Origin of the sequence: Cellulomonas sp. JH27-2, assembly GCF_014837175.1 — a bacterium.
GTDB lineage: Bacteria > Actinomycetota > Actinomycetes > Actinomycetales > Cellulomonadaceae > Cellulomonas.
Map to the genome: position 1 here is coordinate 168,830 of NZ_JACYFR010000005.1, position 11,877 is coordinate 180,706.

General features: G+C 72.1%; 9 protein-coding genes. 4 read left to right on the forward strand and 5 right to left on the reverse strand.

Features of this window, described 5'->3' with window-relative positions:
• Positions 1–97: 97 nt before the first annotated feature.
• Positions 98–1,216 (forward strand): aminotransferase class V-fold PLP-dependent enzyme, encoded by a 1,119-nt coding sequence (locus IC607_RS15280; RefSeq protein ID WP_191788268.1) that lies wholly within the window; start codon positions 98–100, stop codon positions 1,214–1,216.
• Positions 1,217–1,219: 3 nt separating this feature from the next.
• On the opposite strand, the gene IC607_RS15285 is transcribed toward IC607_RS15280, so the two are convergent.
• The 4 genes from IC607_RS15285 to IC607_RS15300 all read right to left on the reverse strand — a co-directional run bounded on the left by IC607_RS15285 (position 1,220) and on the right by IC607_RS15300 (position 6,151).
• The gene (locus IC607_RS15285) at positions 1,220–1,861 is read right to left on the reverse strand and encodes a helix-turn-helix domain-containing protein (protein WP_191788269.1); all 642 of its coding nucleotides are present in this window, start codon (positions 1,859–1,861) and stop codon (positions 1,220–1,222) included.
• Between the two features lie 5 nt (positions 1,862–1,866).
• Positions 1,867–2,301 (reverse strand): VOC family protein, encoded by a 435-nt coding sequence (locus tag IC607_RS15290; RefSeq protein ID WP_191788270.1) that lies wholly within the window; start codon positions 2,299–2,301, stop codon positions 1,867–1,869.
• Between the two features lie 136 nt (positions 2,302–2,437).
• Positions 2,438–4,513 (reverse strand): carbohydrate-binding protein, encoded by a 2,076-nt coding sequence (locus tag IC607_RS15295; RefSeq protein WP_370526305.1) that lies wholly within the window; start codon positions 4,511–4,513, stop codon positions 2,438–2,440.
• A gap of 123 nt (positions 4,514–4,636) precedes the next feature.
• Positions 4,637–6,151 (reverse strand): glycoside hydrolase family 43 protein, encoded by a 1,515-nt coding sequence (locus IC607_RS15300; protein ID WP_191788271.1) that lies wholly within the window; start codon positions 6,149–6,151, stop codon positions 4,637–4,639.
• Between the two features lie 256 nt (positions 6,152–6,407).
• On the opposite strand from IC607_RS15300, the gene IC607_RS15305 reads away from it, so the two are divergent.
• Both IC607_RS15305 and IC607_RS15310 read left to right on the forward strand, forming a co-directional pair.
• Positions 6,408–9,770 (forward strand): S8 family serine peptidase, encoded by a 3,363-nt coding sequence (locus tag IC607_RS15305; RefSeq protein ID WP_191788272.1) that lies wholly within the window; start codon positions 6,408–6,410, stop codon positions 9,768–9,770.
• 75 nt (positions 9,771–9,845) lie between these two features.
• On the forward strand, positions 9,846–10,280 hold the full coding sequence (locus IC607_RS15310) for a VOC family protein (RefSeq protein ID WP_191788273.1): 435 nt from the start codon (positions 9,846–9,848) through the stop codon (positions 10,278–10,280).
• 2 nt (positions 10,281–10,282) lie between these two features.
• Here the strand turns inward: IC607_RS15310 and IC607_RS15315 are convergent, their stop codons facing one another.
• Positions 10,283–10,858 carry a TetR/AcrR family transcriptional regulator gene (locus IC607_RS15315; RefSeq protein ID WP_191788274.1) on the reverse strand — a complete coding sequence of 192 codons (576 nt, stop codon included), beginning with the start codon at positions 10,856–10,858 and terminating at the stop codon, positions 10,283–10,285.
• A gap of 110 nt (positions 10,859–10,968) precedes the next feature.
• On the opposite strand from IC607_RS15315, the gene IC607_RS15320 reads away from it, so the two are divergent.
• Complete coding sequence (locus tag IC607_RS15320) at positions 10,969–11,868, forward strand: SDR family oxidoreductase (protein ID WP_191788275.1); 900 nt, start codon at positions 10,969–10,971, stop codon at positions 11,866–11,868.
• The last annotated feature ends 9 nt before the right edge of the window (positions 11,869–11,877 follow it).

Below are 11,877 nucleotides of genomic sequence, written 5' to 3' on the forward strand. Positions count from 1 at the left end.
AGTCGCTGGCCCATCCGCTACACGCTGCGCGCGCTCGCTTTCGCGTCTCCGGCGCACACCTTGATGTGGGCGCGCTGGGGCAGGAGAGAGTAGGCGGATGGATCGCGACGTCACGAGCAGGTTCCTCCTCGATCGTGCGGTCAGTCACCTGAACCACGCGTCGTACGGCGCGCCGACGCGCGCCCTGATGGCCTATGCCGACGAGCTGCGCGCTGACCTCGAGCTCGACACCGCAACCGCGTTGGGCGCGGGGCTGGCTCCGCGGCTCGCGCACGTGGCCGGTCGCGTCCGCGAAGAGCTGGGGCTCTCCGGTGGCGAGATTGCGATGACGAGTAACGCGACCGAGTCGTCGAACGCGTTGGCCGCATCGTGGCCGTTGCGGGCGGGGGAGCGCGTGGTGCTCGCGTCGACCGAGTACTCGTCGGTCGTCGAGGCTTGGCGTGTGGCCTGCGCACGGGCCGGGGCGCGGGTCGACGTCGTAGACGTGCCCGTACCGACCTCGCAGGCGGCGTTGCTCGAGGTGCTAGGTGCGGCGATGCCCGGCGCCCGGGTGCTCGTCGTCTCCGCGATCTCCTCGCCGACAGCCATGCGCGCGCCGGTCGCCGACATCGTCGACCTCGCCCGCGCGCATGGCGTGGATGTGGTGGTCGACGCCGCGCACGTGGTCGGGCACGACAGGTTCGACGGGCTCGAGGGTGCGGCGGCCGTGTTCGGCACGCTGCACAAGTGGTTGTCGGGGCCGCGCCCGTCAGGGTTCGTGTGGGTGTCCGACGAGGCGCGCGTCGATGCGTACCCCGCGCTCGTCGCGCTGCGCCGCGAGTCACCGGATCTGGTCGAGCGGTTCTCGTGGCGCGGGACGTGGGACCCGGCGCCCATGCTGGCGGTACCGGCGGCGCTCGACGAGCTAGAGCGTTGGCGGCGGTCGGGCGTGATCGCACGAGCCGAGGCGTTGGCCGAGAGGCTCGGAGACCACGCCGCTCACGTCGGACTGCAACCCGCCGTCGAGCCGGATCTGCTGGCGCCTCGGCTGCGCGCGTTCGTCGTTCCCGGCGCGACACGGGAGCGCGTGGACGCGGCGCTGGAGGCGGCTGGCGTGCGGGCTTGGGTCGGGGAGCACGACGGCATCACGTTGGTGCGGGCCGCCGTTCACGTCTACTCCGACGAGGACGACCTCGTGCGGTTCGTCACCGCGCTCGCGCCCTTCGTCAAGCCCTGACCCTCACGCCGCCAGGTGGAACGTGCGCGCGAAACGGCCGAGCAGGTCGTCGGGCCCGCGCAGCACCTCGACGACGCCCGACGCGATCGCGTGCTCGGGTGCCAGCTCGCCGGAGATCACGCGCCGGATGTCCGGTCCGGCGGCGAAGGCCAGGTCGGCCGGCCCGTCGCCCGGCGTGACGCGCAGGTCCGGCCCGTCGACGCGCACCAGCAGGTCCGCCGGCCCGAGCCGCGCGAAGTACGCCGTCGGCGGCAGCTCAAGCGCAACGGAGGGTCGAAAGGCGGTCCGCAGCGCCATCGTCATCGAGTCGGGCGTGATGACCTGCTCGTCGCGCGGGTCGCCCATCGCCTTGAACCCCCAGGCGCCGAGCGCGAGCACCACCGGCTCGAGCTCGCGGCCGTACGGCGTGAGCTCGTAGATGATGATGCGCGAGCGGGGCGCGCGCCGGATGATGCCAGCGCCCTGCAGCTCTTTGAGCCGCGCCGCCAGGATGTTGCTCGGGATGCGGGGCAGGCCCGCGGCGAGCTCTCCGTAGCGGCGCGGCCCGACGAGCAGGTCGCGCACGATGAGCAGCGCCCAGCGCTCGCCCACGAGCTCGAGGGCTCGCGTGACGCCGCAGTACTGCCCGTACTCGCGCGCGGCCACGGGACTCAGGCCTGCTGTGCGGCGTACGCCTCGGGGCCCTGGGCTGCGGCGACCGGGTCCATCCAGCCGAACTCGAGGATGTTGCCGTCGGGGTCGGTGAGCTGGCGCTGGTACATGAAGCCGTAGTCGGACGCGGGTCGGGCCTCCGAGCCGCCGGCGGCGAGGCCGTCGGCGACCTTCGTGTCGACGGCCTCGCGGCTCTCGACGAAGATCGCCGTGGCCGTCGTCGGGTTGACCGCGGGGTCGCCGAGGGGGAGGTCCGTGAACGTCTGCAGGTAGTCGCGGACCAGGATCATGAAGTAGCTGTGGTCCTCCTCCACGATGACGCAGGCGGCGTTGTGGTCGGTGAACTGCGGGTTGATGCGGAAGCCGAGCGCCTCGTAGAACGCCTTCGCGCGCTCCAGGTCGTTCACCGGCAGGTTGACGAACATCTGGCTCATGACGGTCTCGCTCTCGATGTGGTTCGTGGGTGACGAGGACCACACTTGCAAAAAACAAGTGCAGTCGTCAAGGCCCCCGAACGCAGCAGCGTCCGGTCACCGCGGGTGACCGGACGCTGCTGGATCGACGGGTTCGTCAGCCGACGAGCGTCCACGGGCCGTAGGGGGTACCCGGGGTCTGGTTGCGGGTCCACCACTGGGCGCGGTAGTCGTGGCCGTCGTAGCGGACCACGTCGCCGGCGACGAAGACGCGCGACGCGGTCCACACCGCGGTGCCGTCGGTCGCGGAGACGATCTGCTCCCACGAGCCGTACGCGCTGGAGCCGGGCGTGTCGCCCGACGTCCACCACTGCGCGCGGAACACGGAGCCGCCGTAGCTCACGACCTCGCCGGCCGTGTAGACCGCGGTGCGGTTCCAGGCGGCCGGCGCGGGCACGCCCTGCGAGCCGAGGCCCAGGTCGCAGCGGATGCGACCGGCGTACAGCGCGTGGCCCTCGGTCGCGCTCTCGGTGCCGGCTCCGTAGATGCCGTCGTCGGACCAGAGCACGGCCTTGGTGCCGTCCACGCAGGTGGACGACGGCGCGATGGCGAAGCCCTCGAGGTTGTTCGTCGGCAGGTCCGCGGGCTTGGCGTAGGCGACCTCGGGGACGAACGCGCCCGACGACGACACCTTCAGGACCGTCGACGTCACGCCGCAGGTGTTGTCGCACAGGGCCCAGATGCGCTGCGCGTCGGCGTCGTAGGTCACGTCCATGACGTGACCCATGCCGGTGTCGACCACGGCGACGCGGTGCTGCGTGCCGTCGCTGTTCAGTGCGTAGGCGTAGAGCTTGCCGTCGTTCTCCAGGGCGGCGAAGTACAGGCCGGTGCCGTGCTTCGGGTAGTCGCGCGGCGCGTAGGTGCGGCCGGTGGACGCGTCGACGAAGCCGTTCTGCACCAGGTAGCTGTCCGGGACGAACGTGACGCCCTCGAAGCCGAGGTTGGCCTCGGTCTTGTTGCCGGCGTGCAGCTCCGGGAAGTCCGCGGTCAGGTCCCACTGCGTGGTCGCGACGAGCGTGCTGCCCGACTGGGTCGGGTCGATGCGCAGGATCGAGTTGAGCGGGATCGTGTTGGCCGCGTTGTTGCGCTCGGTCGTCACGTACAGCGCGCCGTCGGGGCCGACGGTCAGGCCCTCGGAGTCGGGCTGGTTCGTCTTCGCGTCGGTGCTGCCGGGGAAGAAGATCTCCTTGCCCGCGCCCCAGCCGTTGGTCGTGTCGGGGACCCACAGGCCGTCCTTCTGGACCAGGCGGAACACCCAGCTCTTGTTCTTCACCGCGTACAGGACGTGGGAGTCGCTGGGGTCGAAGACGAGGCCGCTGATGTCGCGACCCTCCGGGCCGGTGGCGGTCTTCCACGCGCACTGGGTGTCGGCGACCGTGACGCTCGACGCGCCAGGCCATGCGACGGGGGTCAGCGCCTTCGCCGGGAGAGCGCCCGTGCCCTCGGGGGCCTCGGGCTGACAGGTGAGCGTGGGCGTGGGGGTCGGGGTGGGAGTCGGGGTCGGTGTGGGCGTCGGGTCCGTGCCGGGCGTGCCGCCGGTGGTCGCGAAGCGGCTCGACCCGGGCGAGCCGAGGTCTCCGGTCGACGACGTCCACGACTTCTCGGCGTCCCCGACGACGGAGAGCTGCCACTGAGACGCGTCGTTCGCGCCCAGCGCCGCGGCGGTCGTCGGGACGCCCGCGACACCCTGCGTGCGCGGGCCCTTGACGGCACCCGTGCCCTGGTCGTTGTAGGCGAGCCGGTCGACGAGGTCGGCGGCCGCGTCGGGGCCGTCGAAGATGTTGATCTCGTCGGCGCGGCCCAGGTTGGTGGTGTTGCCGCCGAGGACCGGGACGTCGGCGCCCAGACCCCAGTCGCTGCGGAACGTGGCGGCCGGCGACTCGGTGATGATGGCCGACGCGCCCGGGGCGAGCGTGCCGAGGCTGTCGAGCGGGACCGTGCCGGGGGTGCGGCTGTCGTCGTCGAACGACCACCCGGCCAGGCTGACGGCGGAGGTGCCGACGTTGGTGATCTCGATGTACTCGCCCGCGGACTTGGCCGGGTTGTACATCCACTCGGTGATGCGGACGTCGGGGGTGGAGGCCGCCTGCGCGACGCTCGGGACGGCGAGCGCAAGGGCGGCGCCGCAGGTCAGGGCGGCCAGGGACGCGACGGTGCGGGGGTGGAGTTTCACGTTCGCGACGATGGCGAAACCGGACATACGCCAGGGGACGGATGGGCGAACTTCGGGCGAACATCCAGGTCGCGCACGTGCGCGACGCGACGCGACGTGTGCGGCCAGTGCCCCGACCGGGCGTCAGGCGGTCGGCTCCGACCCGTCGCAGGTGTACGAGCGGACGCCGAGCGTTCCCTCCGAGCAGACCAGCCCGACGAACCGGCCCGTGAAACCGCCCGCGACCTCCGTCGACAGGTACCGCCCGTCGAGCCGGCCCAGCTCGACCGGCCCGTCCGCGCCGATCACCGACGCGACGATCTCGTCGGGCCCCCGACGCGGGCTGTACTGCGGGTGCGGCGACGCGACGACGCGCAGCTCGACGGTCGTCGGGCCGCCGGCCGCCACCTCGCCCAGGACCTCGATCAGCGAGCCCACGCGGGCGACGGCTCGGGCGTGGGTGCCGTCGACCTCCACCGTGACGGCGTGGACGGGGTCGAGGCGCAGCTCGAGCCCGCCCGTCCCGGCGCTGCCGTCCAGCTCGGCGCGCGCGCTCAGGAGCGTGTTGCGCTGGCGGTGACCGACGAAGACGCGGTCCTCGCCGGGCTGCTCAAGGGGCTGCTCACGAGGCTGCTCGGCAGGCTGCTCGTCGGGCGCGGCGAGCGCCCAGCCTGCCTCCGTGCGCGTGAGGACCTCCGCGGGGAAGACGCCGGCACCCGCCCAGTCGGCAGGGATCTCGTCGCCCAGCCGCCACGCGAGGGGCGGCACGTCCGCCGGCTCGATCGGTCCCGTGATCGTCGGCCACCCCTCGTCGTCCAGGTCCAGGGACACCGCGTACGTCTCGCGGCCCAGCACGTGCCAGCCGGGGAAGTAGCCGTCGGGCCGGACGCCCAGGTAGAGCGCGGCCCAGGTGCCGCCCGGGCGTTCGACGACGTCCGCGTGGCCGGTGTTCTGCACGGGCAGCGCCGTGCCGCGCGAGGTGAGGAGCGGGTTGTGCGGGGCGCCCTCGAACGGCCCGGCGGGGGACGCGCTGCGCGCGACCGAGACGGCGTGCCCCTCGCCGGTGCCACCCTCGGCGATCACCAGGAACCACCACGCGCCGAGGCGATGCAGGTGCGGGCCCTCCGGGTGGCGCCCGCCGGTCCCGTTCCAGAGCCGGTACGGCTCCGACAGGAGCGTGCCGCTCGTCGGGTCGAGGACCGCCTGCCAGATCCCGGCGTCCGACCACGTGAGGTAGCAGGTGCCCGCGTCGTCCCACGCGATGTCCGGATCGATGCCGGCGGCGTCGTGGATGCGCACCGGCTCCGACCACGGCCCGGCCGCGTCCTCCGCGGTGACAAGCAGGTGCCCCGGGCCATCGGAGACGTTGGTGGTGACGAGCCAGAACCGGCCGTCGTGGTGGCGCAGCGTCGGGGCGTAGATGCCGCCGGAGTACCCGGCGCCGGCGCGGGGGAGCTGGGACGGGCGGTCGAGCGCGTGCCCGACGAGCTCCCACGTGACCAGGTCCGTCGAGCGGTGGATCGGCAGGCCCGGCGCGTACTCGAACGACGAGCTGACCAGGTAGTACGTGTCGTCGACGCGGCACACGGACGGGTCCGGGTGGAAGCCGCTCAGCACGGGCCGGGTGGGCAGCAGGGACGCGGGAGCCTCGTCGGTCATGGTCTTGACCCTAGGGCGCGGCGCGGACAGGCGCCCCGACCGCAGGTCCGTCGCCGACCGGCGCGGCCGTGCGGTCGGCCGTGCCGGTCAGCGGCGGATTCACCCGCGAGTGCGCATCATTCACCCGACTGGAGCAGTATGACAAGGGATGTCTTATTCGAGCACCTCGGGGTAGTTTGCCCGGGTGCGCAAAGCGTACTCACTGGTAACCCTCAGCAGGGAGATGTCGATGCACCGTCGCGGACAACTTCGGATCTTGACCGTCTGTGCCACCTCCGCACTCGTCGTCGCGGCGGCGGTGACCCCGGGATCCGCGGCTCCGCCACCTGATCCGGGTGACCTGAAGGGCACCACCCTGACCCCCGACAAGACGATCGAGACTGCTAAGTCGCCCACGGCGCAGCTCGCCAAGTCCAGCCCCGAGCTGCTGAAGAGCACCGACACCGCCAAGACCACGATCATGGTCAAGCTCGACTACGACTCCGCGTCCGCCTACCAGGGCGGCGTCGGGGACCTCGCGGCCACCAGCCCGGGCGTCACGGGCAAGACGCTCAAGAAGAGCGACAAGAACGTCTCGGCCTACCTCAAGCACGTCGACGGGCAGGCGGCTGCCGCGGCGAAGGCGATCACGAAGCTCGTCCCGTCGGCCAAGGTCACCGGCACGTTCAACGTCGCGTACGGCGGCCTGGCGGTGACCCTGCCCGAGAGCAGCGCGAAGAAGCTGCTCGCGATCCCGGCTGTCGCGGCCGTGCAGAGCGACACGCTCGAGCACCCGATGGTGGAGGCCGCGAGCGCGCCGAGCGCCGTCGGGACGTCGACGCTCATCAGCGCGGCGAGCAGCGGCGTGGAGAACGGCACGTCCAAGTTCATCGGCGCGGAGAAGGTGTGGCCATCGCTCGGCGGCCGCGACCACGCCGGCGAGGGCCTGATCTTCGGTGACATCGACACCGGCATCTGGCCGGAGCACCCGATGCTCAAGGACGTCGGGCTGAAGAAGCCGGCCGGCGGCCCCTGGGCCTGCGAGTTCGGCGACGGCGGCACCGACCTGGGCGCCAAGTTCACCTGCAACAACAAGCTCATCGGCGCCTACGCCTTCCTGGACACGAGCCTCGAGCAGGGGCAGGTGGGCGACGACGAGTACTGCACGTCCAAGACGCGGTGCTCGGCCCGTGACGCGGACGGCCACGGCACGCACACGACGACGACTGCCGCCGGCAGCTACGTCGCGAGCGCGCCGCTGCTCGGCACGGACCGCGGCCCGGTCAGCGGCATCGCGCCCGGAGCCTCGGTCATCGAGTACAAGGTCTGCGCGGTCGCCGGCTGCTACGGCTCCGACTCGGTCGCGGCCATCCAGCAGGCGATCCTCGACGGCGTCGACGTCATCAACTTCTCCATCAGCGGCGGCGCCCAGGCGTACACCGACCCGGTGGAGCTGGCGTTCCTCGACGCGTTCTCCGCGGGCATCAGCGTGAACGCCTCGGCCGGCAACTCCGGCCCGGGGGCCAGCACGGCCGAGCACGCCGGGCCGTGGCTGACGACGGTCGGCGCCTCGACGTCGAACCGCTCGTTCTCCTCGACGCTGCACCTCACCTCGTCGGACGGTGCCACCTTCACCAAGACGGGTGCCACCCTCACCAAGGGCGTGACCGACGTGCCCGTGGTCCTGGCGGCCTCGGTGACCGGGTACACCGGCACCAAGCTGTGCGACAAGCCCTTCCCGGTCGGGTCGCTGATCGGCAAGGTCGTCGTGTGCGAGCGCGGCGGCAACGGGCGCGTGGAGAAGGGGTACAACGCCGCCATCGGCGGGGCCTCGGGGATGATCCTGTACAACCCGGCTGCCAGCGACGTCGAGACCGACAACCACTTCCTACCCGCCATCCACCTGGAGGGCCCCAACGCCGAGCTGCTCGCGTTCCTCGCGGCGCACCCGGACGTGAAGGCCACCTGGGCGACCGGGCAGGTCGTGGCCAGCCAGGGCGACGTGATGGCCGGGTTCAGCTCGCGCGGTCCGCTCGGTGACTTCATCAAGCCCGACGTCACCGCGCCGGGCGTTCAGGTCCTGGCCGGCAACACGCCGACCCCGGCCGAGGTGGCCGCGGGTCCCGCGGGTCAGCTCTTCCAGGCCATCGCCGGGACGTCGATGTCGAGCCCGCACGCGGCCGGTGTGTCGCTGCTGGTCCGCGCCGCGCACCCCAAGTGGACGCCCGCGCAGGTCAAGTCGGCTCTCATGACGTCGTCCGTGCAGGACGTCGTCAACGTCGACGGGTCCAAGGCCGGTGTGTTCGACCGCGGCGCCGGTTCCATCCGCGCCGACCGTGCCGTGTCCCCGACGGTGACGTTCAACGTCACCAAGGAGACCTACGTCGACGCGCTGACGGACTCCCTGCACCGCATCGACATCAACCTGCCGAGCATCCAGGTCAGCCCGCTGCCGGGCGCCGTGACCACGAAGCGCACGGTGCAGAACGTCTCGGGCTCCACCCAGACGTTCACGGCCAAGGCCGCGGCGACCGACGGGCTGTCGCTGACGGTCTCGCCGGCGAAGTTCACCCTGGCGCCCAACGCGAAGCAGAAGCTGACGGTGCTGATCGACGGGACGACCACGTCGCTCGGCTGGCACACCGGTCAGATCACGTTGAAGCCGACGAAGGGCAACGCCGCGGTGCTGCCGGTCGCGGTCAAGACGGGCGCGGCGGCCATCACCATCGGGCAGACGTGCGACCCGACGACCATCGGCGTCGGCGCCACGACGGACTGCACGGTGACGGCCACCAACAACCTGCCGGTCGAGGCACCGGTGAAGGTCGCGGTCGCCTCGCAGCCTGGTCTGCCTATCACCAAGGTGGCCAAGCCGGGCAAGAAGAGCTCGCTGGGCGCCGTGTGGAACGGCACCCTCAGCGCGGCGCTGGCGCCGACGATCACGTCGGTGGCTCCGGGGGAGACCCCGGGTGGTGGCTACCTGCCGCTGTCGGCGTTCGGGATCGCACCGGTGTCCGGCGCCGGTGACGAGACGATCCAGAACTTCACGGTCCCCGCGTTCAAGTACGGCTCGGAGACCTACACGTCGATCGGGGTGGACTCCAACGGGTACGTCGTCGTCGGTGGCGGCGTGGCGGAGGACAACAACTGCTGCGAGCCGCAGACGTTCCCCAACCCGACGCGGCCGAACAACGTGGTCGCACCGTTCTGGACCGACCTCAACCCGGCGCAGGGTGGCGCGATCCGCGTCGGCACGCTCGGTGACGGCACGAACACCTGGCTCGTCGTCGACTACGACGGCGTCCCGGAGTACGGCAAGACCGCCGGCAACCAGTTCCAGGTCTGGTTCCAGACGGGTGACACCGAGGACGTGTCCTTCGCCTACGGTGCGCTCGCCGGCTCGACGTCCCCGCTGAGCGCGGGCGCCGAGAACCGGGACGGCACCAGCGGCGCCAACGTGACGCCCGTGGCGAACGGTCAGTTCGTCGTCACCACGGCACCCCCGACGCCCGGCGGTTCGGTGACCTTCGGGTACACCGCGACCGGCGTGACGAAGGGGACCTACACGCTGCGGGCGCAGCTGACGTCGCCGCTGCTGCGGACCACGTCGATCGCCCCGGTGACCGTCAAGGTCAAGTAGGACCCGCTCGACGCGAGGGCCCGCTCACCGCAGGTGGGTGGGCCCTCGCGGCGTCGAGACCGGAGGAGGCCGACGATGTTCTGGCAGCTGACGATCGACGCGAACGACCCGGCGCGGCTGGCGCTGTTCTGGCAGCGCGCGCTCGGCTACGTCCCGACGCCCGGCGGCGGTGACACCCCGTGGGACCGCCACTACCGTGCGGCGCTCGGGGGCGACGAGGCGTTCGTCGACCGGCTCTTCGACCCGACCGGCGAGGGACCGCCGATCTGGTTCCAGGCCGTGCCGGAGACGAAGGCGGGCAAGAACCGGCTGCACCTGGATCTCTACGTCACTGACCGTGACGACGAGCTGTCGCTCGAGCGCCGGGTCGAGATGGTGGAGGAGCGGGTCGCGGAGCTCGTCGCGCTCGGTGCGTCGGTCGGGTCACGGACCCGCGACGACGATCCCGACGACCCCTTCTACTTCGTGGTGATGCACGACCCCGAGGGCAACGAGTTCTGCGTGAGCTGAGCTCAACCCGACGTCGCGGGCGCACCCGCGAGCTGGCGCAGGTCGGCGAGCGCGCGCGTGATCTGCTCGGCGAGCGACGTGCCGTCGTCGGCCGCGACCCAGCGCTCGAACCCGATCCCGAACAGGCCGACCGCGGTCTGCGCTGCGACCTGCGCGTCGGGCGTGCGGACGCCGCGCTCTCGCAGCGCGTCCGCGGCGGCCGTCGCCAACGTCGACATCTTCAGCAGCTCGCGCTCCTGGAGGCTCGTGTGCGCCGCGATCACTGCGGCGCGTCGCCGGGCGTGGTCGCGGCGTTCCTCCAGGATCGGGGCCGCGGCGACGAACGCGCCGCAGGCAACGTCGAGCGGTGCGCCGCCGTCCGCCTCGGCGATGCTGGCGACGACCGCCGCCTGGAGCTGGGACGAGCCGTCGAACAGGACCTCGCGCTTGTCGGCGAAGTGGCGGAAGAACGTGCGCTCCGTGACGCCGGCCCGGTCCGCGATGTCGGCGGCCGTCGTCTGCTCGTAGCCGCGCTCGGCGTACAGCTCGAGCGCGGCGCGTGCCATGCGCCCGCGCGCGTCCGGTTCCCAGCGACCCATGAGCGCAGTCTAGGTGGGAACCGGCCTGTGATGACAGTCGCTGACAACAGGCGTACTGTTGATGACAGGCGCTGACATCACCGGGATGTCGGCGCACGAAGGAGGAACTCATGCGCGTCTTCGTCACCGGAGCATCGGGCTGGATCGGGTCGGCGGTCGTCGACGAGCTGCTGGCGAACGGCCACGAGGTCGTCGGGCTGGCACGCTCCGACGCCTCGGCCGCCGCCGTCGAGAGCAAGGGCGCGGTCGTCCAGCGCGGCGACCTCGACGACCTCGACAGCCTGCGAGCGGGCGCAGAGCAGGCCGACGCCGTCATCCACCTCGCGTTCAAGCACGACTTCGACAACTACGCGGCGTCCGGCGTGGCCGAGCGCGCCGCCGTCGAGGCGTTCGGCGACGTCCTCGAGGGCAGCGGCCGGGCGCTGCTGCTCGCGTCGGGCACGGCCATCCCGGGGCTGGGGCGGCCGCTGACCGAGGCCGATGCGTCGCCGTTCAGCGGACCGGACGCGATGCGCGGCGGGAGCGAGGCGCTGGCCGTGTCGTTCGTCGAGCGCGGCATCCGGCCCGTCGCGCTGCGCTTCGCGCCCACCGTCCACGGGCAGGGTGGTGACCACGGGTTCGTCGCGGTGCTGGCCGGCATCGCGCAGCGCACCGGCGTCGCCGGCTACGTCGGCGACGGCACCAACCGCTGGACGGCCGTGCACCGGCTCGACGTCGCGACGATGGTCCGGCTGGCGCTCGAGAAGGCGCCCGCGGGCTCGGTCGTGCACGGCGTCGCGGAGGAGGGCATCGAGACGCGCGTCATCGCGGCGGCGCTGGGTGAGGCGCTCGGCGTCCCGACCGCGTCGATCGCGCCCGAGGAGGCCGCCGCTCACTTCGGCTGGATCGGCGGCTTCTTCGGCCTCGACGTCCCCGCGTCCAACGCCCGCACGCGCGAGCTGCTGGGCTGGGAGCCCACCCACCCGACCCTGCTGGAGGACATCGCCGCCGGCGCGTACACGCCCCGCTGACCGGGCGCC

Excerpts from the sequence above, each read along its gene's own strand:
- IC607_RS15280 (WP_191788268.1), top strand. The coding sequence starts at position 98 with ATGGATCGCGACGTCACGAGCAGGTTCCTCCTCGATCGTGCGGTCAGT.
- IC607_RS15290 (WP_191788270.1), bottom strand. The coding sequence starts at position 2,301 with ATGAGCCAGATGTTCGTCAACCTGCCGGTGAACGACCTGGAGCGCGCG.
- IC607_RS15300 (WP_191788271.1), bottom strand. The coding sequence starts at position 6,151 with ATGACCGACGAGGCTCCCGCGTCCCTGCTGCCCACCCGGCCCGTGCTG.
- IC607_RS15310 (WP_191788273.1), top strand. The coding sequence starts at position 9,846 with ATGTTCTGGCAGCTGACGATCGACGCGAACGACCCGGCGCGGCTGGCG.
- IC607_RS15315 (WP_191788274.1), bottom strand. The coding sequence starts at position 10,858 with ATGGGTCGCTGGGAACCGGACGCGCGCGGGCGCATGGCACGCGCCGCG.
- IC607_RS15320 (WP_191788275.1), top strand. The coding sequence starts at position 10,969 with ATGCGCGTCTTCGTCACCGGAGCATCGGGCTGGATCGGGTCGGCGGTC.